Annotated in this window: 16 protein-coding genes and 1 pseudogene; 9 read left to right on the top strand and 8 right to left on the bottom strand. The window is 65.7% G+C overall.

Going from position 1 to position 24,883, the window contains the following annotated elements; translation table 11 throughout:
• Positions 1-2 precede the first annotated feature (2 nt).
• The 4 genes from H597_RS0114105 to H597_RS0114090 form a co-directional block, all read right to left on the bottom strand.
• A complete protein-coding gene (locus H597_RS0114105; protein ID WP_028102722.1) occupies positions 3-1,172 on the bottom strand; it encodes a purple acid phosphatase family protein in 1,170 nt (389 codons plus the stop codon).
• A gap of 6 nt (positions 1,173-1,178) precedes the next feature.
• Positions 1,179-2,543, bottom strand: a complete 1,365-nt coding sequence (locus H597_RS0114100; protein ID WP_028102721.1) for a Gfo/Idh/MocA family protein — start codon at positions 2,541-2,543, stop codon at positions 1,179-1,181.
• A gap of 31 nt (positions 2,544-2,574) precedes the next feature.
• Entirely contained in the window at positions 2,575-5,523 is a 2,949-nt protein-coding gene (locus H597_RS0114095; protein ID WP_229632170.1) for a TonB-dependent receptor plug domain-containing protein, read from the bottom strand.
• A gap of 85 nt (positions 5,524-5,608) precedes the next feature.
• Positions 5,609-8,833, bottom strand: a complete 3,225-nt coding sequence (locus H597_RS0114090; protein WP_028102719.1) for a TIM-barrel domain-containing protein — start codon at positions 8,831-8,833, stop codon at positions 5,609-5,611.
• 316 nt (positions 8,834-9,149) lie between these two features.
• Between H597_RS0114090 and H597_RS0114085 the strand changes: the two genes are divergently transcribed.
• The 6 genes and pseudogenes from H597_RS0114085 (at position 9,150) to H597_RS0114060 (ending at position 16,291) form a co-directional block, all read left to right on the top strand.
• Positions 9,150-10,286 (top strand): SIS domain-containing protein, encoded by a 1,137-nt coding sequence (locus tag H597_RS0114085; RefSeq protein WP_028102718.1) that lies wholly within the window; start codon positions 9,150-9,152, stop codon positions 10,284-10,286.
• Entirely contained in the window at positions 10,273-11,223 is a 951-nt protein-coding gene (locus H597_RS0114080; RefSeq protein ID WP_028102717.1) for an ROK family protein, read from the top strand. The genes H597_RS0114085 and H597_RS0114080 overlap by 14 nt, the downstream gene beginning before the upstream one ends.
• Before the next feature lie 7 nt (positions 11,224-11,230).
• On the top strand, positions 11,231-12,559 hold the full coding sequence (locus H597_RS0114075; protein ID WP_211232046.1) for a D-tagatose-bisphosphate aldolase, class II, non-catalytic subunit: 1,329 nt from the start codon (positions 11,231-11,233) through the stop codon (positions 12,557-12,559).
• Between the two features lie 30 nt (positions 12,560-12,589).
• Positions 12,590-13,360, top strand: a pseudogene (locus tag H597_RS0114070) (DeoR family transcriptional regulator); the annotation flags it as partial.
• A 4-nt stretch (positions 13,361-13,364) separates the two neighbouring features.
• Positions 13,365-14,450: an N-acetylglucosamine-6-phosphate deacetylase gene (locus tag H597_RS0114065; protein ID WP_028102714.1), complete on the top strand. Its 1,086-nt coding sequence runs from the start codon at positions 13,365-13,367 to the stop codon at positions 14,448-14,450.
• Between the two features lie 17 nt (positions 14,451-14,467).
• A complete protein-coding gene (locus H597_RS0114060) occupies positions 14,468-16,291 on the top strand; it encodes an MFS transporter (RefSeq protein ID WP_028102713.1) in 1,824 nt (607 codons plus the stop codon).
• Here the strand turns inward: H597_RS0114060 and H597_RS0114055 are convergent.
• Positions 16,288-17,046: a type 2 periplasmic-binding domain-containing protein gene (locus H597_RS0114055; RefSeq protein WP_028102712.1), complete on the bottom strand. Its 759-nt coding sequence runs from the start codon at positions 17,044-17,046 to the stop codon at positions 16,288-16,290. The genes H597_RS0114060 and H597_RS0114055 overlap by 4 nt on opposite strands.
• Before the next feature lie 117 nt (positions 17,047-17,163).
• Between H597_RS0114055 and H597_RS0114050 the strand changes: the two genes are divergently transcribed.
• Together H597_RS0114050 and H597_RS33320 are read left to right on the top strand one after the other, a co-directional pair.
• Complete coding sequence (locus tag H597_RS0114050; RefSeq protein WP_028102711.1) at positions 17,164-18,960, top strand: FAD-binding oxidoreductase; 1,797 nt, start codon at positions 17,164-17,166, stop codon at positions 18,958-18,960.
• A gap of 47 nt (positions 18,961-19,007) precedes the next feature.
• Positions 19,008-19,961: a TolB family protein gene (locus H597_RS33320; protein ID WP_154668104.1), complete on the top strand. Its 954-nt coding sequence runs from the start codon at positions 19,008-19,010 to the stop codon at positions 19,959-19,961.
• A gap of 18 nt (positions 19,962-19,979) precedes the next feature.
• Here H597_RS33320 and H597_RS0114040 read toward each other — a convergent pair whose 3' ends face one another.
• On the bottom strand, positions 19,980-20,462 hold the full coding sequence (locus H597_RS0114040) for a nuclear transport factor 2 family protein (RefSeq protein ID WP_028102710.1): 483 nt from the start codon (positions 20,460-20,462) through the stop codon (positions 19,980-19,982).
• Positions 20,463-20,777: 315 nt separating this feature from the next.
• Here H597_RS0114040 and infA point away from each other — a divergent pair, with 315 nt between their 5' ends.
• The gene (gene infA, locus H597_RS0114035; protein WP_028102709.1) at positions 20,778-21,038 is read left to right on the top strand and encodes a translation initiation factor IF-1; all 261 of its coding nucleotides are present in this window, start codon (positions 20,778-20,780) and stop codon (positions 21,036-21,038) included.
• A gap of 24 nt (positions 21,039-21,062) precedes the next feature.
• Here infA and H597_RS30875 read toward each other — a convergent pair whose 3' ends face one another.
• Both H597_RS30875 and H597_RS30870 read right to left on the bottom strand, forming a co-directional pair.
• The gene (locus H597_RS30875) at positions 21,063-22,661 is read right to left on the bottom strand and encodes an SEL1-like repeat protein (RefSeq protein ID WP_035374180.1); all 1,599 of its coding nucleotides are present in this window, start codon (positions 22,659-22,661) and stop codon (positions 21,063-21,065) included.
• A gap of 6 nt (positions 22,662-22,667) precedes the next feature.
• Positions 22,668-24,881 (bottom strand): putative bifunctional diguanylate cyclase/phosphodiesterase, encoded by a 2,214-nt coding sequence (locus H597_RS30870; RefSeq protein ID WP_035374225.1) that lies wholly within the window; start codon positions 24,879-24,881, stop codon positions 22,668-22,670.
• Between the last annotated feature and the right edge of the window lie 2 nt (positions 24,882-24,883).

Raw genomic sequence — 24,883 nt, 5'->3', positions numbered from 1 at the left:
TGTTATCGGCGCACCGGGATGGTCAGCGTATGCACAGGCGCGCCTTTGTCCGTCGTTACCTTGACCGTCAGGGTGCGCTCCGTGGCGTCGACGCGGGCCAGCTGGTCCTGGCCCAGGATCAGCTGGTGGTAGGCGTGCACCTTGTCGGGAGCATGATAGGAAAACTCATGCTCATGGCCCGCGATCACGAGGTCGACGCCGGCCTGGTTGGCCAGCGCAGTCCATGCCGCGCCTTGATCGGCGAGCGATCCCCAGTCTGCCTGGTGCATCGCCACCACCCTGAACGGCGCCTTCGCCAGATGCCGGTTGCCGCTGACTTCCGCGCGCAGCCATGCCAGTTCGTCTTCGCGGTAGGGCTGGGTGCGATTCAACTGGGCGTAGACATTGGTGTCGTCCGGCTTGTCCTCGGCTGTATCGATGACCAGAAGGTGCACCGGCCCCATGGCGCGCGAGTAGTAATACCTGCCTTCCGGCGAGGGTATATAGCCCGCCAGCTCGCGCGCGAAGGCGCCGCGCAATTCGTGGTTGCCGCGTGCGAACAGCAGGGGTTTGCCCGGACCCAAGGCGGCAACGGTTGGACGCAGCCATTTGGCCCACAGCTGCTCTTCCGAATCGAGCCAATGGAAAGCGTCGCCCAGGTGAACCAATGCATCAGTGCCAGGCCAGTCGATCAACTTCATCAAGCGGCCGATGCGGGCGGTGTCTTCGTGGGTATCGGTGACGACGCTGAACGAGATCTTGCCCTGCTGCGGGTCGAACGTGGTGAATGCCGCCGCCGGGCTGCTTGTGCTGAATCCCTTATCCGGCCAGTACGGCTTCAGCTTGACTACCCGGGTGGCGACAGCTTCGTACGTGTAGCGCCTGCCCGGAGCGAGTCCCTTGATTGTCACGACATGACGCTGGCCGACCGGCACCAGGCCGTCGACCTGCGGCTCGATTTCCCGCACGCTGTCGCCGTCGTGCAGGCGAACCTTGGCGTGGCTCGGCGCATCGGTCATCCACACCACCGACACCGCAGTATCGGACAACGCGGACAGGTAAGGCCCGTCGGTAATGACCGGCCTGGTGTCGAAGACTTTGTATGGCTCCGACTGCGCGCTAGCCGCTCCCTGCACGGCCAGCGCTGCAATGCCAAGGCAGGTGGCGGCACATGCAATCCTTATGCTCTTCATCTGGGTTCAATAACGGTCATCGAAGGAAAAGATCGGCTTGCGCTTGCTCCACAGGCCGCGCGTGAAATCGGGGAATTCCAGCGTCTGGAAATTCTGCGCAATCGATTGCTCGGACAGCGGTGTGATGGCGCTCCACGTCACCGCATCGTAGATATCGATCGGCATCGGCGCGCGGGCCTTCAGCGCTTCCACGAAAGCATGAATCACGAAGTAGTCCATGCCGCCGTGGCCAGCACCGGCAGCTTCGCTAGCATATTTTCGCCACAGCGGGTGGTCGAACTTGTCCTGATATGCCTGGAAATCCTCCCACTGATGCGGCGTGCTCTTGCCTTCAATGTGGATGGAATGGTTCACGTCCATCCACAGGCCGTTGGTGCCCTGCACCCGGAAGCCGAGCGAATATGGGCGCGGCAGCGAGGTATCGTGCTGCAGGATGATGGTCTCGCCGTTCTCGCACGACAGCGTGGTGCTGACCACGTCGCCCAGGCTGAACTTCACCTTGCCGCTCGAATGCTCCGCGCCGCCCTGCTTGACGATGTAGTCGTGCAGGCCGCGCGCCTTGGTCGCGAAGGTGTTGATACGGGTGAAGCGATTGCCGCGGTTGATATTGGTGTACATCGCGCACGGGCCGATGCCGTGGCTCGGATACAGCTCGCCATTGCGCTGCACCGAATGCAGCGTGCGCCACTTCGCTTCCGACCAGCCCTTGTCACCGAACTCGATGCCACTGCCGTAGGGTTTGGCCGGATCGCCGTTGTTGAATTTGACGGCGCGCAGGTCGTGCTGGTAACCGCCCTGCAGGTGCACCAGCTCGCCGAACAGGCCGGAACGCACCATCTGCAGCACCGCCATCACGTCGCGGCGATAGCACACGTTCTCCAACAGCATGTATGGCGTACCGGTTTTCAGCTGGGTGTCCAGCACATCCCAATGGTCTTTCAGCGTCACGCCGGCCACCACCTCGCAGCCGACGGGAACCTTAGCCTGCATGGCGTCGATCGCCATTTGTGCATGCCACTCCCAAGGCGTGGCGATAATCACGCCATCCAATTCTTTCGCATCCAGCATCCGCTTGTAGGCATGCTTGTCGCCGTCTTCGCCAAAAGTACGCGGTTTTGCCTTGCCGGCCTTTTCGAACTGCGCCAGTGCCTTGCCAAGCATGAGCGGTTCGATATCGCACAAGGCGGTCACTTCCACGTCGTCGCGGCGTACCAGCTCGCGCAGGAGCACCTGACCGCGCATGCCGGTGCCGATCATACCGAGGCGGAGCTTTTCACGGCTGCCAGCCGCAAACGCCCGCGGCAGCAGAAGGCTGCCCGCCAGTGCAGCGCCGGCGGTGAGAAAGTGTCGTCGGTTGAATTGCTTGTCCATCTTTTCAAAACCTCATGAGTTGAATCGCAGGTTACCAGAACTTGTAGCTGGCAGAGAGCGCAAAAACGCGGCCAAACAGGTTTTGCTGGTGGTTGTAGCCTTCCCAGCCGTTCGGGTCGTAGTAAGGCATTTTGTTGGTCACGTTCCTGATGTTCAGGCCCAGCTCCAGGTTCTCGACCGCCTTCCAGTTGAACCCAAGGTTGACCGTGTAGTAGGACGGCTGGCCACCGCACAGGTTATCCGGCAGCGCCACGCCGCCGGAGGTGCAGTTCTCCGGCGCGTTGTCGGTGTCGTACGGACCCGCGGCCCATTTGGCCTTCCCGGTGTAGTTCACGAACAGGCTGGTGACGAAGTTCTGGTAGCTCCAGTCGGCGTTCAGCGTAGAGCGCAGGCGCGGCGAATCGTAGTAGCCGACGTAGTTGCCGGAGAAGCCGGTGCCGTCGTCGGAATTGTAGGTCTCGCGCTTGCGGATGGTGAATGCGGCGCCCATACCCAGCTTTCCGAATTCACCCAGCGAGAAACGGGCGCGCGCATCGATATCGAAGCCGTCCAGCAGGCTGCGGCCACGGTTGGAGTAAGAGTTGATCAAGCCACCCAGGTTACCCACCGAGTACTTCGGCAGCGCACCACTGCAGGCTGCCGCATTGGCCGGGTTGGCGCACATGGCTGCCACGGCCGCCATAATGGCGCGGTCGGCATCGCTCAAGTCGTTGCGGATCGCCTGCGTGGTGCCGGCCAAGGCCGAACCGTATTTGTCGACCAACTGGGTGAACAGCTCATTGAAATCCTGGCGCACGATCTCGTTGCGGCGGTACACGAACCAATAGTCCAGCGAGATGCTGACATCCTTGGCCGGCTGCAGCACCAGGCCCAGGGTGGAGATCTTGGCCTTCTCCGGCTGCAGGTTCGGGTTCGGCGGAGTCAGGCCGCCGACGGTGGTCGAACAATTGGAGTTCAACAGCGACTTGCCCAGGTCCTGCTCGGCGGCTGCCACGGATTTCATCAGCAGCTTGGCGATGGCATTGCTCTCGTCGCAACGCACGGTATCCCGGATGCCGCCGACCTGGGCGAACACTCCGCCGCTGCCCGATTCGGCCAGGTTGGGTGCACGGAAGCCTTCCGAGTAGGTACCCCGCAGCATGAGCTCCGGGCGGGCGCGCCATAGAACGCCGATCTTCGGCGCCAGGTTGGCGGAGAAATGCGGATACTTGTCCAGGCGAGCCGCCGCATTCACTTCCAGCGTCTCGGTAACAGGCACCACCACTTCGCCGAACAATGCGCCGACCGTGCGTTTTCCGTCGAACCAGGACCCGCCTTGCTGGGTGATCAGGCCATTGGCGGCATCGGCGTTGCCTGGCGTGTTGAAGGTTTCGCGCATCAAGTTGGTACCGACAGCGGCGCGCACTTCGCGCTCGCCCAATTTAAGCAGTGTGCCCTCCACCTTGGCGTCGAAGGTCATCAACTTGGTCCAGGATTGGATATCGAAGGTCGGATACGCCTCGCGCAGCAGGGCGGCATTGGCTTCGCTGATCTCGCCGAACCTGTAGGCGGGGTTGTCGGCGATGAAGGTGCGTCCGGTGACCGGATCCCTGGTCGTCGGGCCGAAGGCTTTTTCGAAGCCCTTGGTATTGACGTTGATGGTTTGATACAGCGTGGAATGGCTGCCGGCCACGCCCAGCGCGGTTTCAAAGTCCCAGCTGCCGGTCAAGTTTCCTTTCAGGCCCGCCAGCACGCGGTAATTGTCGTCCAGGTTTTTCTGCCCGAAGTGGCCGACCGCGTCCTGCAGGACGTAGTTCAATCCTGCGGCGCCGCCCATCCTGGCTGCCATGTCGGCATCAAGCTTACCCTTCAGGTAGACATTGTTCGGCCCCAGGTAGGGATATGCGAACGTATTCAGCCTGGTGCCGGTATTGCGGGAGAACCAGTTGCTGGTCGTTCCGCTGTTGAAAACGCGCGGTCCGTTCTCGCCTCGCAGCTTGATGTGGGTATAGGCGGCTTCGGCGAAAGCCTCCAGGTCGCCAAACTTCTTGCGCCCGGACAGGAATCCGGTCACGCGGTCGGAGGTCGGACCGGTATCCAGCGAATACGGCAGGTTGTTCCACACGCAGCGGCTGCCGGATGCTTCGGCGATTGCCGTGCTACAGCCAGGGACTGCGCGCTGGGTGCGGGCGTTGTTCTTCGCCGGGTCGAAGACGAAGAAAGTACCCGGATTGGGCTGCCCCGGCTCGCTGCCCGAACCGATGCGGAAATTCGGAATGAAGCTGGGGTTGTTGACGTAGAAGTAGTCCGGCCGCTTGTCGTAAGTATCGGCCAGCGCAATGCGGTCGCGCTGGTAGACATTCAGCGAAGCCATCACGTTGTAGCCGTCGTTGCCCATGTCGCCCTGGCCGTACACCAAGCTGGCCTGGTGCTCGCCGTAGGCCGACACTTTCTGCGAGCGGTCCGTGCTGACTTTCGCTTCCAGGCCCTGGTAATTCTTCTTGGTGATCACGTTGATTACACCAGCCACCGCGTCGGAGCCGTACACGGCGGAGGCTCCGTCGGTCAGGATCTCCATGCGTTCGATGGCCGCAGCGGGAATGGCGTCGATGTTGACGAACATGGTCTGGAAGCCGGCCGGCGCGCCGTAGAACGAGAGGCGGCGGCCATTCAGCAATACCAGCGTACCTTGTGCCCCAAGGCCGCGCAGGTTCGCTTGCGAGGCCCCGTCGGAACCGGTGAACATGGAACGGAAATCCTGCTGCGCCGGGCGCGCGGCGGGCAGGTTATCCAGCACCTGCATCAAGGTGCGGGCGCCCATGTTTTCAATCTGTTTCGCGTCGATCACCTGCACCGGTGATGCGGTTTCGGCGTTGATGCGCTTCAGGCTGGAGCCTGTCACTTCGACACGCTGCATCTTTTCGCCGTCACCGTCGCCGTCAGCCGCCAGTGCCCCGCCAGCCAACCCCGCTGCCGCAAAGGCAGCGATCAATTTCTTCATTTCCACTTGCATCTCCTTTTTTAGTTTGTAAAACGCCCTCCCCGGTCCGAAGAGGGGTTCGTTCTTAGCGACGAAAAATGTGTGGTTAGCGCGCTTTGACCGTGGCGCCCTCGGTACCTAAAAGTACGGCATTGGCCCAGTTGCCGCAGACTTGGGCAGCCTGGGCGCCGCGCGCACCCAGGGTCCGCAGGCTGATTTGCTTCAACCCGCGCACATCGATTTCCGGCTTGACGACAGCCGGTGCAAGAACCAGTCCGCTGTCGTACAACAGGCGCTCGCCGCTCCAGACCTGGAATTGCAGGCCGCCGGCGCTGCGGCAGCTATCGTCCACGCCGATGTCGGCGCGCAGCAGGTTCCAGTCGCCATCGAGCTGCAGGTCGATGCGGCTGGAGGGGCCGACGCCCAGGCCCTTGCGGAACCACAGGCCGTTCATGCGCATTTCCTTGCCCTTGCCGATGGGGCGGTCGAGCCCAACGCCCTTCGGCAGCGGCAGGTCCGACAGGAAGCTCTGCTGCTCCGGGCCTTCGTTTGCGCGTTGCTCCAGGATGCGAAAGGTGGACAGCGTGATCGGGCCGACTTCCGCGGGCTGCAAGGCGTTGACGGCCTTGGCTGGCGCCTGCGCCGCGGCGGTCACCATAGGATCGGTGGCGGCGGCGCCTTCGCCGTCGGGGTTCTGCGTGCTGAGGACGCGGAAGCGCAGCAGGCGGCCGGCCGTGGCCGGGAAGCGGATGGTCTGCATGTCCTTCTCCAACTTCAGGCGCCCGCCGAAGGTGGGCTTGCCCCACTCGCCATTGGTGTCGGCAATGTAGATTTCGTAGTCGCGCACCTGGCCATGCTGCCAATGCTCATCGTTGCGCGGAGCGATTTCGATGCCGTCGATCAGGCGGCGCTCGGTGAAGCCGATGCTCCATTCATGGGCGCCGGTCCGGACCGATTGGTTGCGCGTGGTGCGGAACCAGGTGCCGGCCTTGTCGTCGAAGGCGTTTTCCAGCGGGTGACCCGGCTCTTCCGCCGGACGATTCACCACCAGCAGCGCGTCTGGCGGCAGCGCGCGGCCAAGCTCCGGCGCGGCCGGGAAATCGCCATCCTGCGCCGCCAGGGCTTGCGCGCCTTGCACGACGATGCGCAGCGGCTGGCGGATATCCTGTTTGGCTGTCTTCACATACAGCGTGCCGGTGCGCTCGCCAGGGTCGAAGAACCAGCCCTCAGCGGCGGCTGCATAGGAGGCGCGGTCGGCATGGACCGGCAACGCGTGGCCTGCCTGCACCGCGTCCGGACGCTGGCGGGTCAATAGGCGCAGGGCGTAAGCACGGCCCGGTTCCTGGCCAGCGTAACTGCCTTCGACCGGGGCGATGTCGACGCTCACGTCGCCGCCAGCTTGGCGCATGCCCAGCACCTGCAGGCTGAACGCGCCCTTCTGGTACTGGCGCGTATTGCCGTCGTCTTCATACAAAGTGAAAGAGGATTCGCCGTGCGGATACAAGTCCAGCGTCAGCACGTCTTTCGGCTTCTCGCCGTCGTACAGGACTTCCGGGTACATCGGCAGGATCGCACCGGCGCGCACGAACACGGGCAGCTTGTCGAGCGACACCTGCAGGTCGATATCGCGGCCCGCCGCGCCGGCGCTGGCCTGGCGGCCGTCCCAGTATTCGAACCAGGTCCCCTGCGGCAGGTGGATCGATTTGCGCCAGCCTTGCGATACCGCCTGGCTGCGGTACACCGGCGCCACCAGCATGTCGCGTCCCAGCATGAACTGGTTTTTGTACGCTTCGCTGAAGGCGGCGGGATCGGAAGGGTAATCCCACATCAGGCCGCGCACCAGCGGTGCGCCGGTCTGCTCCGCCTCGCGCGCCAGCGTGTACATATACGGCGTCAGTTGCAGCTTGAGTTTCAGGTAGCGGCGGTTGATGCTGCGGTATGGCTCGTCGAACCACCACGGATGCTTGCGCTCATTGGCGGCCCAGCCGGACATTCCCATCAGCACCGGGGTAAACGCCTTCCATTGCAAATCGCGGGTATACGTTTCCGGGCTGCCGCCGAAGATGGCGTCGACGTCGCCGCTGGCGTAAGCCTGGCCGGACAGGCCGGAGCCGATCAGCGTCGGAATATGCCAGCGGATATAGTCCCAGCTCGCGCTCTGGTCGCCGGTCCAGGCCACGGCATAGCGCTGCGTTCCCGCCCAGCCCATCACGGTCCAGAGGAATGGGCGGCTGTCTGAATTCTCCAGAATGCCGTCGTGGGCCGACTTGTTGGCGTCCAGCGAGAACTGGTAGCCCTTGCCGGTCCAGGCCACGTCCAGCCTCTGCACGCGGGTGCCGGCAGTGCCGACTTCCCATTTGATCTTGTCGACGCCGTTCTCGGTCCACAACCCGGTGCGGAAGCCGTATTTCGCCAGCCCCTGGACGGTCTGCGGCAGATTTGTGTAGCCGCAGCCGTAGCCGTCGTTCGGCAGGATCCAGCCGCCCGGCATATCGTTTTCGCGATACTTGCGCGCCACGCTGTCGACAACATCCGGCGTCTTGCCGGACGGGCCGTCGCTCCAGCCTTTCGGCACGGTGCCCGGCTTCTTCACGTTGTCGCCATCGTTGTAGCAATCGGCGTCGCCGTATTCCAGCGCCCAGCGCGGCAGCATACGCGCGCGGCCGGTCCATTCGGTATAACGCGCCAGTACGTCGCGCACATCCTTGCCGACGAAATAATAGGCATCGAAACGCGGCTCGGCGTGCTGCAAACTCGCGATATCGGGCTGGCGCAAATCGTAGCTGCCGTCGGACCAGGTATTGCGCAGCATGCCCCAGCCGCGCGAACTCATAAGGAAGGGCGCGGGGCTGGGGCGGTCGCCCTCTTCCCAACCGCCGGAATACGACACGTCCAGTTGGCGGCCCTTGAATTCATAGCGCCCGTTCTGCTGGCCGCCACCGAAGAAGCGCTCCGCCTTGTCGCTGGACAGCGTCTGCACGCTGGTCTTCTCTCCCAGCTCCAGCGGCTGCACTTCGCACCATAGCGGCTGCGTCTCGCCCGCGCGGTACAGGGTGAATCGCAAGGGATTGCGGTCGATGCGCAAGCTCAGTTTGGACGTGCGCAGCAAGATGTGGTCGGGCTGTTCGCTGACGCTATGCTCGACCTGCGCAGCAGGCTTGCCGACCACGATGGCGCCCGAGTCACTTGCCAAGTCCCAGTAGTGGCCATCGACTGCGGAAGCCTGTGCGGCGCTCATGCTGCGCAGTTTCCCCAACGGAGCTGCCGGCGTGGCGCCGGTTGCCAGTCCCAGTACAGCAGCGGCGATTGCAGTGCGGGTGAGTCTCTTCATAAGCCTGCCTTACTTGCAAGGTTTCTTCGTTTTGGTGAACGTACTTTAGAAATAAAAGCAAAAAAGGTCAACAAAAAGAAAGGAAACGCCAAATTTCTGGCGTTTTTACGCAATTTCGTCTTTCACTTAGCCGATATTGCACTGCATTAGCTTTCGCTTAGTAGTGAAAGCACAACAAAAGCCGCCGAAACGACCGGTGAATGATGCCATTCTGGCCCGGGTTTCGGCCATAAGTAACTTTCGTTTATCTTTCGAATTTGACTTTTCGAAATATGTTATTTATGCTTCCCATCAACTTATAACTTTTCTTTTTTCGATGACTACCCTCCTTCAGCGTGACCTGCAAGCCTGGCGCGATATCCGTGGCCTCGACACCGCGGAAGAAATCGCGCAGCAGCCGGCCCTGTGGCGCGAGCTGGGCGCCAGCCTGCAAAGCCGCGCGGCCGACGTCGCCGCTTTCCTCGGCGGCTGCCTGCACAATCGGCAGCAGCGCGTCATCCTGACCGGCGCCGGCAGCTCCGCCTACGCCGGCGAAATCGTCGCCGATGAATTGAATGCCGCCTGGCCCGCGCAAGTGCGCGCGGTGGCAACCACCAGCCTGCTGACCCACCCCGAGCTTTACCTCGACGCCGAGGCCCCGACCCTGCTGGTCTCCTTCGCCCGCAGCGGCAGCAGCCCGGAAAGCCTGGCCGCCGTTGAACTGGTGCGTGACATCGTGGCGGATGCCCGTTTCCTGACTATCACCTGCAATGCGCAAGGCCAGCTGGCGCGCCAGGGCGATACCGATGCGCGCACCTTCAACCTGCTGATGCCTGCCGCCAGTTGCGACCGCGGTTTCGCCATGACCAGCAGCTTCAGTTGCATGCTGCTGGCGGCCCTGTGCATGCTGGGCAAGGGCGAATGGAACGATCGCATCGCGGCGCTGGCGCACGCCGGCGATGCCGCCTTGCGCGATTGGGCGGCGCCGGTGGCGGCATTGGCCGCACAACCGGTGCAGCGCGTGGTCTACCTGGGCAGCGGCCCGCTGGAAGCGCTGGCCAGGGAATCCGCGCTGAAAATCCTTGAACTGACCGGCGGCCGCGTACTCGCCATGTCGAATAGCCCGCTCGGTTTCCGCCACGGTCCGAAATCGGCGTTGAACCAGCAGTCGCTGGTGGTGCTGTTCCACAGCAGCAAAGCGCTGTCGCGCCGCTATGAGGAAGACCTGCTGCAGGAACTACGCCGCGACGGGATCGCGGGCCGGATCGTGACGGTCGGCGGCGACACCGATATTTCCGTCGCCGCGCCGTCCCTGAGCGATGCATGGCTGGCGCCTTTGTGGCTGCTGATGGCGCAGCAGTACGCCCTGCATCAGTCGGCCGCGCTGGGACTGACGCCCGACAATCCTTTCGCCGATGGCACCGTGAACCGGGTCGTGCAAGGCGTCACTATTTACCGCCATGACCAGTTCTGAACAACGCAGCTACCACGGCATCGATATCGGCGGCACCAAGATTGAACTGGTGTCCTGGCTTGATGCCGGCAGCGACCTGCGCGAAGTGTTCCGCGAACGGGTCGCCACGCCGGGCACGGATTTCGATGAATTCCTCGCCGCCATTGCCGGTCTGGTGGCGCGCGGCGATACCGCGCTCGGCCAGCAGGCAAAGCCCGCACCGGTCGGCGTCGGCCTGCCCGGCGTGATCGATAGCGCCACCGGCCGCCAGTTAAGTTCCAACATCCCCGCCCTGAACGGCCGCATCGTCGCTGCGGCGCTGCAAGGCGCGCTGGCGCGCACTGTCGTCATCGGCAACGACTGCCAATGCTTCGCCCTGTCGGAAGCGCAAGGCGGCGCAGCAGCCGGACTGCCATCCATGTTCGGCGCCATTATCGGCACCGGCGCGGGCGGCGGTTACTGCGTCGATGGGCGCCTGCAGCGCGGCTTCAACGCCATTGCCGGCGAATGGGGCCATTGGACGGTGCCCGCGCCCCTGCTGGCGCAATACGGGCTGCCGGTATTCGACTGCCCGTGCGGCAAGGCAGGCTGCCTGGAACGCTATGTCTCCGGACCCGGGTTGTCGAAGCTGCACGCCCATGCCGGCGGCGACGGCGCACAGCCGCTGACCATCGTGGCGCGCGCCAACAACGGCGACGCAGCGGCAGCGCAAGCGCTGGCCATCCATCTCGACCTGCTGGGCCACGCCATGGCGAGCCTGGTGCTGGCTTACGACCCGCACGCCATCGTCCTGGGCGGTGGACTGTCCAAGCTGGCCCATTTGTACCAGCAACTGCCGGCGGCCATGCGCCGCCACCTGTTCCGCGGCGTGCAAACCCCGCCAGTGCTGCCGCCACGCTTCGGCGATGCGGGCGGTGCGCGCGGCGCCGCCCTGCTGGCGCGCCAACAATCGGAGTAAGACCAGAATGAACCTGCCCGCCCAACTGTCCCCGGTCCTGCAAATCGTCAAGGCGCACCGGCGCGGCGAGCCCGTCGGCTTGTACAGCGTTTGCTGCAGCCACCCGACCGTGCTGCGCGCCGCCATGCAGGTGGCCACGCAATACGGCACGCCGCTGCTGGTGGAGGCCACCTCCAACCAGGTCGACCAGTTCGGCGGCTACACCGGCATGCAGCCGTCCCAGTTCCGCGACTATGTGCACCGCCTGGCGCAGGAGCAGGGCTTCCCGGCGGAACGCCTGGTACTGGGCGGCGACCATCTCGGTCCCAACGCCTGGCAGTCGCTCGACGCGGCCGCCGCGATGGCGCACGCCGACGTGCTGGTCGATGCCTACGCCGCGGCAGGCTTTCACAAGATCCACCTCGATTGCAGCATGCGCTGCGCGGACGATGCACCCGTGCTGGGCGACGAGATCGTGGCCGAGCGCGCGGTACGCCTGGCCGCGATTGCCGAACAGGCGGCGGCGCGCAACGGCTTGCCGCCGCCGGTGTATGTGATCGGCACCGAAGTCCCGGTGCCGGGCGGCGAAAGTTCGCTGGAGCAGGCGCTGTCCGTCACCGCGCCGCAAGCGGCCGCGCGCACGCTGGACGTGCATCGCCGCGCCTTTGCCGCCGCTGGCCTGCGCGATGCGTGGCAGCGCGTGGTCGCCATGGTGGTGCAACCCGGGGTCGACTTCGACCAGTCCGATGTGCAGCATTTCGATCCCGCAGCGGCGGCTGCCTTGTCGGACTTTGTGGCGGCCCAGCCGGGCCTGGTGTTCGAAGCCCATTCCACCGACTATCAGCGCGAATCGGCCCTGCATGAAATGGTGCGTGGCCACTACGCGATCCTGAAGGTCGGCCCCGCCGCCACGTTTGCCCTGCGCGAAGGCTTCCTGGCGCTGTGCCAGATCGAAGAGGCGCTGCTGGGCAAGGAACAGGCTTCGCGCCTGATGGAAGTGCTGGACCAGGCCATGCTGGCCAAGCCGAAGCACTGGCAAAAACATTATGTGGGCAGCGCCGATGAACAGCGCCTGATGCGCCGCTACGGCCTGTCCGACCGCTGCCGCTACTACTGGGGCGAGCCGGAGGTGGCGACTGCGGTGAGCCGCCTGTTCGCCAACCTGGCAGGCCGCAGCATCCCGCTGCCTTTGCTGAGCCAATACCTGCCGGAGCAATTCCTCGCCGTCCTGCAGGGCGAGCTGGCCGCCGAACCGCAGGCGCTGCTCGAACACAAGGTGGCGCGCGTGCTGGCGCAGTATGCGCGCGCCTGCAGCGCCAACGCCCCGGCCCCGCACCTGGCTGCCGCCTTCTGTTAAGCTCGACGTTTTTGAACATCAGCGACAGAAGACATGCGAAATACCAGCCAACGCCGCGAAACCATCCTGCAGGCGATCGTACAAAATGGTTCGGTCCAGGTGGCCGACCTGGTCGACAAGCTTGGCGTGTCCGCCGTCACCATCCGCAGCGACCTCAGTATGCTCGAATCGCAAGGCCTGGTGCAGCGCAGCCACGGCGGCGCCCTGCTGGCGCGCACACCACCGACCGAACACACCATCCGCCAGAAGGATTCCCTGAACCAGGCGCAGAAAGAACGAATCGGCCTGCTGGCCGCGCGCATGGTGCAGCCGGGCGACAACGTCATCATCGACTCCGGCACCACCACCATTTCGCTGGCGCGCCACCTGCGCGAAGCGAGCAATGTCACGGTCCTGACCAACGGCCTGAATATCGCATGGGAACTGGCCGATGCGCCGGGCGTGGACCTGATCCTGACCGGCGGCCGCCTGCGCAAGCAATCGCTGTCGCTGCAGGGCGCACAGGCCGAAGCCTGCCTATCGGCCTACAACTTCGACAAGCTGTTCCTGGGCGTCGACGGATTTGACCTGCAGTTTGGCATCACCACCCACCACGAGGCCGAAGCGAACCTGAACCACAAGATGGTGGAGCGCGCCAAGAAAGTCATCGTGCTGACCGACGCTTCCAAGTTCGGCCGCGTGTCGCTGCACCGCATCGTGCAGCTGGACCGCGTGCATGCCGTCATCACCGACGCCAGCATCTCCGCCGAGTACCGCGACGGGCTGGAAAAGCGCGGGATCGAATTGATCGTGGCGGAGTAAGGGCATGCTGCAAGGACGCATTCTCACACCCGGCGGCTGGATCAACGGCAGCATCGCCTTCGACCAGCGCATCACCGCTATCACGGAAGGCCCGGCCGGCGCAGGCCTGACCCTCATCCCTGGCTTCGTCGACCTGCATGTGCACGGCGCCTCCGGCGTCGACATCATGGAAGGCGGCGCGGCCGGCGCCGTGGTCGCCCGCAGCCATGCGCGCCATGGCACCACCGCGCTGCTCGGCACCACGCTGACGGCGAAGGAAGATTCCATCCGCCACGCCCTGCAAGGGCTGGCCGGCGTCATCGCGCAGCGCCCCCAGCACGGTGCGCGCATGCTGGGCGTGCACCTGGAAGGACCGTTCCTGAACCGCCGCCGCCTGGGCGCCCAGCCGCCCGACGTGGTGACGGGCAGCCGCGCGCTGGTGGAAAGCTACAACGCCATCGCCCCGATCCGCGTGCTGACGATGGCGCCTGAAGTGGCAGGCCACCTGGAACTGATCCCGCACCTGAAGGAGATGGGCATCCGCGTCCAGATCGGCCACAGCGCCGGCAGCTACGACGACGGCGTGGCCGCCATGCGCGCCGGCGCCGCCGGCTTCACCCACCTGTTCAACGGCATGAGCGGCATGAGCCACAAGGAGCCGGGCATGGTGGACGTGGCCATGGCGCACGCCGAATACGCCGAAATCATTCCCGACCTGCTGCACGTGCACCCTGGCGCCATGCGCGCCGCGCTGCGCGCCATTCCGCGCCTGTACGGCGTGACCGATGCCACCTCCGCCACCGGCATGCCGGACGGCGAATATGCGCTGGGCACCCAGCGCGTATTCAAGTGCATGGGCTGCGTGCGCCTGGCCACCGGTTCGCTGGCCGGCTCCGTGCTGACCATGGACCAGGCGCTGCGCAACTTCGTCGGCCTGGGCATGGATGTGGCGGAAGCATCGCAGCGCCTGTCGCTGTTCCCCGCCGACTACCTGGACGAGCCGCAGCGCGGCCGCCTGGCATTGGGGGCGTGGGCCGACATCGTCGTGCTGGACCAGTCTTTACACCCCGTGGCCGTCTTCGTCGAAGGCGAGGCCATACCCCTCTCATAAAAAATCAAGGAGATCCCATGCAGGCCTTATCCATGCGCTTTCTGTTATTTATCGCCGGGATGGGCGGCCTGCTTTACGGGATCGATGTCGGCATCATCGCCGGCGCCTTGCCTTACCTTGAATCCACCGCTTCCCTCGCCTGGAAGCTGAGCGCGCAGCAACTGAGCTTCATCGTCGCCGCCGTGCTGCTTGGATCCGTACTCTCCTCGCTGTTCGCCGGCGCCGTGGCCGACGCCATCGGCCGGCGCTGGGCGATGGTGCTGGCCGGCGCCCTGTTCACCATCAGCATTCCCCTGATCGCACTGTCGGACGGCTATGTGGCGCTGCTGCTGGGGCGCCTGCTGCAAGGCGTCAGCGGTGGCCTGATCGGCGTGGTGGTGCCGCTATACCTGGCCGAGTGCCTGCGCGCCGAGCAGCGCGGGCGCGGCGCGGCGCTGTTCCAGCTGCTGCTCACCATCGGCCTGGTCGCGGCAGCCCTGATCGGCTTGGTGCAGGCGCAGCACGTCGAAGGCGCCACGCTGGCGGCCCAGGCCTTGCCGGAAACCGCGCGCGCCGCGGCGGTATTTAACGCCAAGGACCACGCCTGGCGCAGCATCTTCTGGATGTGCCTGACCCCGGGTCTGGTATTCACGTTCGGCAGTCTGCTGCTGGCCGAATCGCCGCGCTGGCTGATGCGGCGCGGACGCGAGGAACTGGCCCGCGCCGCACTGCTGCGCACCCGCCCGGCCGGCGCGGCGGACGCCGAACTGCGCGACATGCAGGCCGCTGCCGGCGTCGCCGAAGGGGGCGACGCCCCGACCTCCGGCGCTATCGCGGCGGCGCGCGGCGTCGTGGCCGGGCGCGGGCCGGCGGACGAGCGCCTGCTTAGCCGGCGCTACGTGCTGCCCTTCCTGCTGGCCTGCCTGGTGCTGGCCTGCACCCAGGCCACCGGCATCAATTCCGTGCTGGCCTACGTGGTCAACATCCTGAACCAGGCCGGCCTGCCCGGCGCCACCGCGAATATGGCCGACGTCGGGCTCAAGCTGCTGAACGCCGTCATGACCGTGGTGGCGGTGCTGCTGGTCGACCGCAAAGGGCGCAAGTTCCTGCTGATGGTGGGGAGCGGCGGCATCGTGCTCGCCCTGCTGGCCGCTGGACTCCTGTTTCGCAGCGCCGAAAGCGGGCAGCGCGACGTGCGCGCCATCGTCGCCGCCCAGGTGCATGGCGACACCCTGTCGCTGCGGCTGGACGCGCATACGCTAAAAGCGCTGGGCGCGCCGGCCGGCGCCGGTGCGGCGCCGCAGCTGCTGACGGTCGCCTTTTCCTACGGCCCCTTCACCAATGTGCAGACGCGCCGCAGCGACGACCCGGCGCTGGCGCCGATGCTGCTGTCGCGCGAAGATGCCGTGCAAGCGGACAGCGTGATCGGCGCCTTCTTCCGCCGCCTGCACCTCAATCCTTTCGCCGATCCGGCCGAGGGCCGCGACGCCCCGCTGCGTATCGAGCAGGCGCAGGTCGGCGCGCTGCCTTCGGTGGCGCACGGCTGGCAGGTGACGCTGGCGATCTGCCTGTTCGTCGCCAGCTTCGCCGTCGGTCCCGGCGTATGCGTGTGGCTCGCCCTGTCCGAATTGATGCCGACGCGCATCCGCTCCAATGGCATGAGCATCGCGCTGCTGGTGAACCAGTTCGTCTCCACCACGATCGCAGCCGTGTTCCTGCCGACCGTCGGCCAGCACGGCTATGCCGCGATGTTCTTCTTCTGGGCCGGCTGCACAGTGGTGTACTTCCTCGCCGCCGCCTTCCTGCTGCCGGAAACCAAAGGCAGGACGCTGGAAGAGATCGAGGCGCACTTCGCGCGCTAATCGTCCTGCAGCTGGTAGCGCCGGCGCAGCGCATGCAAGGCGCCGCTCGCTTCGAGCTGGCGCAAGCCCGCCTCCAGCGCCGCCAGCGAGGCCGTGGCCTTCGGGTTGTCCGCCGCGAAGCCCACCGTCAGCGGCAGCCGCCGTTCCAGGCAACCGGCCCGGCGCAGCCGGCGCGACGCTTGCTCGCCTGCGGCCAGTTGCGCCATCACCGCTTCATGCTCCAGCACGACCGGCACGCGCCCGTGCAACAGCATGCGCAGATTGCTAAGGCCAGCCGTTTGGCCAAACGCCAGCTTCAGCTTCCCGGGCTCGCGCCGGTTGCGGCTGATATAGTCGTCCATCGGCCCGTCGTCGTAGCCGTAATCGTCGATGATGCCCACCTGCTGGCCGGCCAGCGAAGCCAGGCCGCTGTAGCGCCATGCAGAATCGTGCAGGGTAAAGAAGCAAGCGCGCGAATACGCCAGCGGTTGGCTCAGTTTCAAAGGCACGTCGATCGCCGGCGCATACACGCCTTCGATATGGCCACGCTCCGTCTCGCGCACCGCGCGGTTCAGCGGCATCAGGACCGCGATGGCTTGCCGGCCTTGCGCCGACAATGCCGCCGACGCGGCATCGACCAGGTAGCCCCCCGTCACACGTTCGCCGCTGGCGCAGACAAATGGACACCAGGCGTCGGAGGCCAGCCGCACCGGCTCGGCCGCCTGGGCCAGCGGCGCAGCCAATAACAGCGCGGCAAGTGCGGCGAGCTTGGACATGGTCGGCCCATCTTACCTGTTCGCCACATCGCGCGGCGCTTCGCCACATTTTTGTGGCAAGGACAACCATTGCCGATTAACATTGACTAATTATTAACGTCAATGAAAGACGCTGCAATGAAACGAAGGTTCCTGCTGAAAGCCGCCATGCTTCCCGCCATGCCGTTCGCACCTGTCTGGGCAGCGGCGCTGCCGGGCCGGGAAAAACTGCGCCCGCGCGTGCGCCCCGGCCATGCCGGCTGGCCTTCGGCAGCCAAATGGCAAGGCTTGCAGACAGCCGTGGGCGGCCGCCTGCTGCGGCTTGAACCTTTCTTCGCCGCCTGCGCCAGCCCCGCCGCTGCGGCCTGCCGCCAGGCGCTGGACGAGATCAAGAATCCCTTTGCGATCGGCGACCAGCCGGCCCTGACCCAGACCAGCGGCTGGCTCGATGCCTGGGACTCCAGGCCGTCGGCCTATGCCCTGGCCGCCGAAAGCAGCGCCGACATCGTCGCCGCCGTCAACTTCGCCCGCAACAACAACCTGCGCCTGGTCGTCAAAGGCGGCGGCCATAGCTACCAGGGTACTTCCGACGCGCCCGACTCCCTGCTGGTGTGGACGCGCAAGATGAACAGCGTCGCCATGCACGAAGCCTTCGTCGCGCAAGGCAGCGCCGACGCCCCGCAGCCCGCCGTCTCGCTCGGCGCGGGCGCCCTGTGGATCGACGCCTACGATGCGGTGACCACCAAGGGCGGCCGCTACGTGCAGGGCGGCGGCTGCGCCACGGTCGGCGTGGCCGGCCTGGTGCAAAGCGGCGGCTTTGGCAGCTTTTCGAAAAACTTCGGTACGGCGTCGGCCGGCCTGCTGGAAGCGGAGGTGGTGACGGCCGACGGCCAGGTGCGCATCGCCAACGCCAGCCAGAATGCGGACCTGTTCTGGGCGCTCAAGGGCGGTGGCGGCGGCAGCATCGGCATCGTCACCCGCCTCACGCTGCGCACGCGCGAACTGCCGGCAAGCTTCGGCGGCGTGATGGCCAAGGTCAAGGCGGCCTCGGACCAGGCCTACCGCGCGCTCATCGAACAGCTGCTGGCCTTTTATGCCGGCGCGCTGTTCAACCCGCAGTGGGGCGAGCAGATCGGCTTCGAGACGGACAACAGCGTCAAGATCTCGATGGTCTTCCAGGGCCTCAGCCAGGAACAGGCCGCCGCCGTATGGGAGCCGATGCTCGCGTGGCTGCGCGCCCGCCCGGAGTACAGCTTCGAAGATGAGTTCAAATGCATCGCGCTGCCGGCCCGCCATTTCTGGAATGCGGATTTTTTCCGCAAGCATGCGCCTGGGCTGATCGAGCCGGACAATCGTCCCGGCGCGCCGTCCCACCACATGGCCTGGAAGGGCGACGCCAAGGAAGCGGGCTGGTATATCCACGGCTACCAGTCCGCATGGCTGAACGCCGGCCTGCTGGCCCCCGCGCGCCAGGCCGCCCTGGCCGAGGCGGTATTCAATGCATCGCGCCATTGGCACGTCGGCTTCCACTTCAACAAGGGACTGGCCGGCGCTCCGGCGGCGGAAATTGAAGCGGCCCGCAACAGCGCGATGAACCCGGCCATGCTCGACGCCTTCGCGCTGGTGATCATCGCCGGCGGCGGCGCCCCGCAATATCCCGGCATGCCGGGGGCCTTGCAGGAGCGCGCCATCGCCCGGCAGCGCGCGCGCGACATCGGCAAGGCGATGGACCAGTTACTGGTGCTGGAACCGGCCGCGGGCTCGTATATGTCGGAGAGCGACTACTTCCTCGCCAACTGGCAGGCGGCGTTCTGGGGCGCCAATTATGCGCGGCTGGCCCAGGTCAAGCAGAAGTACGACCCGCTGGGCCTGTTCTTCATCCGCCACGGCGTGGGCAGCGAACGCTGGAGCGAGGACGGCTTCACGCCGCGCTAGGCGGCCGCCGTGGAAAAACGTTGCATGCCTGGGGCAATTGCATCACCATGGCGCTGCATGTTCAGCGCCGCGCGCAGCGCGCCGATGGCGGTGTTGATCCACGCGAATCGCTAGCGCTTGCGCCGCGCAATACTTACTATCCAGCGCAGACATTGATGAATATTTCCGCCTTACTTCTTGCCGCAGCGTTAAGCGCCTCGCCCAGCGATGGCTTGTTCGAAGCGGGCCTGGTGTCCGACAACGGCGTGTTCGGCTTCACCATCGCTCCCGATGGCCAGCATGCGCTGTGGGTGCAATCGGGCGGCGCGCGCACCAAACTCGTGATCGTGGAATCGCACAAGGTGGATGGCAAGTGGCAGGCGCCCAAGCCGGTGCCCTTCTCCGCCACCGACGGTTCGCGCGACATCGATCCGGCCTTCGCCCCGGACGGCAAGTCGGTCATCTTCCAGTCCAACCGCCCGGTGCCGGACAAGCCGCAGCGCAAGGGCTTCGACATCTACGCGGTGGCGCTGCAGGATGGCCGCTGGGGGCCGCCCGTGCACCTGGGCCACGACATCAACAGCGACGAATCCGAATCGTCCGGCTCCATCGCCGCCGACGGCACCATCTACTTCATGAAGAACGGCGCCGAGGGCAAGTCCGACCTGTGGCGCTCGCGCCGTGTCGACGGCAAGTACACGGCGCCTGAACGGCTCGGCGAACCGGTGAACAGCGCGCCGTGGCGCGAATCGAATCCCTTCGTCGCCCCCGACCAAAGCTATCTGCTGTACTTCTCCGACGCGCCGGGCGGCGCCGGCGACGTCGACCTGTACATCAGCTTCAGCGGCAAGGATGGCTGGAGCGCGCCGAAGAATCTTGGCGCGCCATTCAACACGGCACAGGCCGAGTTCACGCCGTTCGTGCACGGCGGCCGCCTGTACCTGGCGCGCCAGGCCAAGGACGGCGAGCGCTTCATCGAAAACATCTACGCCTATCCTTTCGATCCGCAGCGCTATCGCTAGGCCCGCGCGCGGCGCGCCTTATTGGCTGGCGCGGTGGCCGTAGCTGAGGACGCGGGTGATGAGCCAATTGCCCGTCTTATTGCTCCAGACAATGGCAAAGTCCGCGAGCCCTTCGCATTGGCCGCTGGCGAACTGGCAGAAGCGGTGCGAGCCCGTTTCAATGGCGCCGAAGTCCTTGACCGGAACAACCTTCAAGGTGCCGGGCACGATCTCGCGCCGGAAATTCCCGCACACATACTTGGCCGTGTTCGCCAGCATTTCCTGGCGCGACCAGGTGACCCCGCCGGTGTCGTGGTAAAACTCGACATCGGGCGCAAAGAAGCTGGCGTGCTTTTGCAGCTGCTCCGGCGCGCTGCAATGGTTGAAGGCATCGAATGCCGCCGCGTCCAGGGTCGAAATCGTGCTGAACAGCGGATCGGCCGATGGCGCGCCTTCGGCCGCGCCGGCATGGAGCGCGGTGACGGCCAGCAGGGCGCCGACCGGTGTGCCAAGTTTTTTCATAAGGTGTCCGCGAAAAGATGAGTTGTCAATGTAGTATGCCTGCGTCTACGCAGCGCCGTGAAAATAAGTTTGTGCGCCGCACAAAATGTGTGTTACACTGCGTTCTGTGGTGAAGTACTCGAGAACTTCCCCTTGTAGCACCAAACATTGGTCACAGGCCGGCACCTTGCAGATAGCATTGGCTGACCGCTTCGCACCGTGCAGATAGCACGGGCAGTAGCAGCGATTGAAATATTGGCATTACATTGAAACGAAGCCCGCACTTAGCGGGCTTTTTTTTCGCACCTCGCCCTCACGATCGCAAAGGAAAGCAGCATGGCAAAAGAAGAATTAATCGAAATGGGCGGCATGGTCACCGAGATCCTGCCCGACCAGCGCTTCCGCGTGGACCTGGACAATGGCCACAAACTGATCGCCTACACGGCCGGCCGCATGAAGAAGAACTTCATCCGCATCCTGGCCGGCGATAAGGTGACGCTGGAACTGTCGCCCTACGACCTGACCAAGGGTCGCATCGTGTTCCGCCATATCGAAAAACGCGGCACGCCCGCCCCGCACGCACCGCGCCGCCGCTGACCTGGCGGTCCGCCATCCTTCGGCCTAGGCCGGCAGCAAGCCGGGCATGGCGCTGAGCGCCGCCAGTTGCCGCGGCGCGAGGCGGGCCGCGGCGACGGCGAGATGGCGCGCGGCGCCGGCCTGGCCGCCTTGTTCGGCCAGCGACAACCAGCGCCACGCCTGTTCGGCATCGGCTGGCGTCCCCTGCCCGGCCAGGAACATCAAGCCGGCATTGAGCTGCGCGCGGGCATGGCCCTGGCGCGCGGCGGCCAGATACCAGGACAAGGCCTGGGCGAAGTCGCGCGCCATGCCCTGCCCGTTGTCGCAGCGCAGGCCGAGCGTGAAGCAGGCCTGCGGATGCCCTTGTTCGGCCGCCTTGCGGTACCACGCGTTCGCCTGTATCGGGTCGGGCGCCGGACCGTCGGCGCGGTCGTGGATCTGGCCCAGCATGAATTGCGCCGCCACGTATTCCTGGTCGGCGGCGCGGCGGAACCATGCCAGCGCCGTGCGCTCATCCCGCGGCACGCCCTGCCCCAGCTCATAGCGCAGGGCAAGGTCGAACTGGGCGCGCAAATGCCCCTGCTCGGCCGCCTTGCGGTACCAGACCAGGGCTTCCTGCTGGTCGCGCGGCAACCCCCTCCCTTGTTCGCACAGCAGCGCCAGATGGTATTGCGCCGCAGGGTGGCCGGCAGCGGCGGCCTGGCGGTACCAGTGCGCGGCCGCGCCATGATCCTGCACCACGCCCTGGCCGTGTTCGTAGCGCTGCCCCAGGTTGTTCTGCGCCCCGGCGTGCCCCAGTTCGGCGGCGCGGCGGTACCAGCGCAGCGCCTGCGCGTCATCGCGCGCCACGCCATTGCCGTTGTCGTAGGCCAGGCCGAGGTTGAACTGCGAACTGACATGGTCCTGCTGCGCCGCCAGCGTGTACCACTGGACGGCGCGCGCCGCATCGGGCGCCACATCCTGCCCCTTGTCGTAGCGCAGCGCCAGGTTGAACTGCGCGGGCGCATAGCCTTGCTCGGCGGCCTTGCGGAACCAGGCCAGGGCCTGCTGGCCGTCCCGCGCCACGCCTTGCCCGTTGTCGTAGCGCAGGGCGAGGTTGAACTGGGCGCGCGCATAGCCCTGCTCGGCGGCCTTGCGGTACCACATGATCGCCTGCGCGCAATCCTGCGGCACGCCCTTGCCGCTGTCGTACATCATGCCCAGGTTGTTCTGCGCACCGGCATCGCCCTGGCCGGCGGCCTTGGCGAACCAATGGCGCGCCTGTGCGCTGTCCTGCGCCACCCCTTGCCCTTTGGCGTAAAGCCAGCCCAGGTTGTACTGGGCGGCGGCATAGCCCTGCCCGGCCGCCAGCCGGTACCAGTTGGCGGCTTCGCCCATGTCGGCAGCGACGCCCAGGCCTTTCTGGAACATCACGCCCAGGTTGTACTGCGCCTGCGCCAGGCCCGCATGGGCGGCCTGGCGGTACCAGGCCACGGCCAGCGCGTAGCTTTGCGCCACGCCCTGGCCGTTGAAATACATGAAGCCCAGGCCATGCTGGGCCGTCGCCACGCCGCGCTCGGCCAGCTGGCGCAGGCGCAGGAATTCGGCGGCGTACCTGGCGGCGGCGTACCTGGCGTCGGCGTCGGTCGTGGCGCGGCGCTGCATGCGGGCTCAGGCCTGGATCGCCAGGCGCGGGCCGGCCGGGATGGCCGCGACGCCGGCCTGGTTCTGCGCCGCCAGCACGTCCATGAACGCGGCCAGCGCAATCGGGCGGTAGTACAGGTAGCCCTGCATGGTGGCGCAGCCGTTGGCGGCCAGGTAGCGCGCCTGCACGTCCGTCTCCACCCCTTCGGCCACCAGGTGCAGCCCCAGGCCGCGCGCGATCGAGATGATGGCCAGGATCACCGGATAGTGGCCATGCTCGTCGTGGATCTCCTTGACGAAGCTCTGGTCGATCTTGATGGTGTGGATCGGGAAGCGGTGCAGGTAGGACAGCGAGGAGTAGCCGGTGCCGAAATCGTCGATCGCCACCGACACGCCCAGCTGGCACAGCTTGTTCAGCTGCTCGATGGCGTAGTGCGGGTTGCGGATGCAGATGTTTTCAGTGATCTCGACTTCCACCTGCGACGGCGAGATCTGGTGGCGCGCCAGCGCATTGCGCATCTTCTCGAAGAAGTCGCCGCGCTCCAGGTATTGCGGCGACAGGTTCAGCGACAGGCGGATATTGTCGGCGCCGGCCGCGTTCCAGCGCAGCACGTCGCGGCACAGGGCGCCGATCATCCAGTCCGAGATCGGCAGCATCAGGCCGTTCTCCTCGGCGAACGGCAGGAATTCGCCGGCCGACAGCAGGCCGCGCACCGGATGGTTCCAGCGCATCAGGCCTTCGGCGCCGATGATGCGGCCGCTGGCCATGTCGACCTGCGGCTGGTAGTGCATTTCCAGCTCCTTGTTCTCCAGCGCCTTGCGCAGCGACTGCTCCAGCGCGATCTTCTGGTGCGACATGTCCTGCATCGAGGGATGGTAGAAGGCGTGGCCGTTCTTGCCCTGCGCCTTGACCTGGTACATGGCGATGTCGGCGTGGCGCAGCAGCTCCTCGATGGAGTCGCCATCGCTCGGGTAGACGGCGATGCCGATCGAGGCCGAGATATGCACCACATGCCCGTCCAGGTCGAAGGGCAGCTGCAGCACTTCCTGGAACGCGTCGGCGATCGCCTTGGCGTCGCCCCGGTCGCGCAGCTCGGGCAGCACGATGGTGAATTCATCGCCGCTGTGGCGCGCCAGCGTGTCGCCCTTGCGCAGGCACTCCTTCAGGCGCCGCGCCGCCTGCTGCAGCAGCTCGTCGCCTTTGACGTGGCCCAGCGTGTCGTTGACCAGCTTGAAGCGGTCCAGGTCGATGAACATCACGGCCAGCTCGGCCGCCTTGCGCTTGGCCTGGATCACGGCCAGGCCCAGGCGGTCCTTGAACAGGATGCGGTTCGGCAGGTCGGTCAGGATGTCGTGGTAGGCCTGGTAGGAAATCATCTCCTCGGCGCGCTTGCGGTCGGTGATGTCGCGCGCCACGCCGTAGGTGCCGAAAAATTCGTGCCGGGACATGGCCGCACCCGGCACATGCATGCCGATCGCGTTGAGCGAGATCGTCATCAGCGTGTTGCTGAAGCTGCGGTCGCCGGCGGCGCTGTTATTGCATTTGAGGCGCAGCTCCACATTGCGCGCGGCGCGCTCGTCGACGCGCCGTTCGTTGAAGACGTAGCGCGCCCGCTCCTGGTCTTCCTCGTGCACCAGCACCGAATAGTGGCGCCCGATCAGTTCCTCGCGCGCATAGCCCAATAACTGGTAGGCGCGGTCGTTGACGAAGGTGAAGCAGCCTTCGTGGTTCAGGGTGTAGATGATGTCGGGCGAGCTGTCCACCAGGTAGCGGTACATCTTTTCCGAGTTTTCCAGGCGCTGCGCGATGCGCGCATGGTCCACCGCCAGGCGGCGCTTTTGCAGCGCGTTCTCCACCGTCTTCACCAGCTCGGGCGGGTTGTAGGGCTTGCGCAGGTAGTCGTAGGCGCCGCGCTTCAAGGCGCCGATGGCGGCGTCGATGCCGGCCTCGCCGCTCAGCACGATGACGTCGCAGTCGATCTCGCGCGCATTGATGAAATCCATGATCGCGTGGCCGCTCATGTCGGGCAGGCGCAGGTCCAGCAGCAGCAGGTCGAAATGCTGGCGGCTCAGCGCGGCCAGCGCATCGGCGCCGCAGCTGGCCGTCACCAGCTGGTAATGCGCCTGCCCGCGCAGCAGCTCGTAGAGGGAGGACAAGAGGCGCGGTTCGTCGTCCACGAGCAGCAGGCGCGGCTGGAATTCCGCGGCCGGCATCGGGGGCGTGGGGAGGATCGGGTGCATGC

It is taken from the genome of Pseudoduganella violaceinigra DSM 15887 (assembly GCF_000425385.1).
GTDB classification, from domain to species: Bacteria; Pseudomonadota; Gammaproteobacteria; order Burkholderiales; family Burkholderiaceae_D; genus Rugamonas; species Rugamonas violaceinigra.
The sequence above is the reverse complement of the archived record's forward strand: the minus strand, read 5'-3'. Positions and strand labels throughout refer to the sequence as shown.

Coding starts and splice junctions, on each gene's coding strand:
- H597_RS0114095 (WP_229632170.1), bottom strand. CDS start 5,523: ATGAAGAAATTGATCGCTGCCTTTGCGGCAGCGGGGTTGGCTGGCGGG.
- H597_RS30875 (WP_035374180.1), bottom strand. CDS start 22,661: ATGCAGCGCCGCGCCACGACCGACGCCGACGCCAGGTACGCCGCCGCC.
- H597_RS0114075 (WP_211232046.1), top strand. CDS start 11,231: ATGAACCTGCCCGCCCAACTGTCCCCGGTCCTGCAAATCGTCAAGGCG.
- H597_RS0114090 (WP_028102719.1), bottom strand. CDS start 8,833: ATGAAGAGACTCACCCGCACTGCAATCGCCGCTGCTGTACTGGGACTG.
- H597_RS30870 (WP_035374225.1), bottom strand. CDS start 24,881: ATGCACCCGATCCTCCCCACGCCCCCGATGCCGGCCGCGGAATTCCAG.
- H597_RS0114050 (WP_028102711.1), top strand. CDS start 17,164: ATGAAACGAAGGTTCCTGCTGAAAGCCGCCATGCTTCCCGCCATGCCG.
- H597_RS0114080 (WP_028102717.1), top strand. CDS start 10,273: ATGACCAGTTCTGAACAACGCAGCTACCACGGCATCGATATCGGCGGC.
- H597_RS0114040 (WP_028102710.1), bottom strand. CDS start 20,462: ATGAAAAAACTTGGCACACCGGTCGGCGCCCTGCTGGCCGTCACCGCG.
- H597_RS0114065 (WP_028102714.1), top strand. CDS start 13,365: ATGCTGCAAGGACGCATTCTCACACCCGGCGGCTGGATCAACGGCAGC.
- H597_RS0114100 (WP_028102721.1), bottom strand. CDS start 2,543: ATGGACAAGCAATTCAACCGACGACACTTTCTCACCGCCGGCGCTGCA.
- H597_RS0114105 (WP_028102722.1), bottom strand. CDS start 1,172: ATGAAGAGCATAAGGATTGCATGTGCCGCCACCTGCCTTGGCATTGCA.
- H597_RS0114055 (WP_028102712.1), bottom strand. CDS start 17,046: ATGTCCAAGCTCGCCGCACTTGCCGCGCTGTTATTGGCTGCGCCGCTG.
- H597_RS0114060 (WP_028102713.1), top strand. CDS start 14,468: ATGCAGGCCTTATCCATGCGCTTTCTGTTATTTATCGCCGGGATGGGC.
- H597_RS0114085 (WP_028102718.1), top strand. CDS start 9,150: ATGACTACCCTCCTTCAGCGTGACCTGCAAGCCTGGCGCGATATCCGT.
- H597_RS33320 (WP_154668104.1), top strand. CDS start 19,008: ATGGCGCTGCATGTTCAGCGCCGCGCGCAGCGCGCCGATGGCGGTGTT.
- infA (WP_028102709.1), top strand. CDS start 20,778: ATGGCAAAAGAAGAATTAATCGAAATGGGCGGCATGGTCACCGAGATC.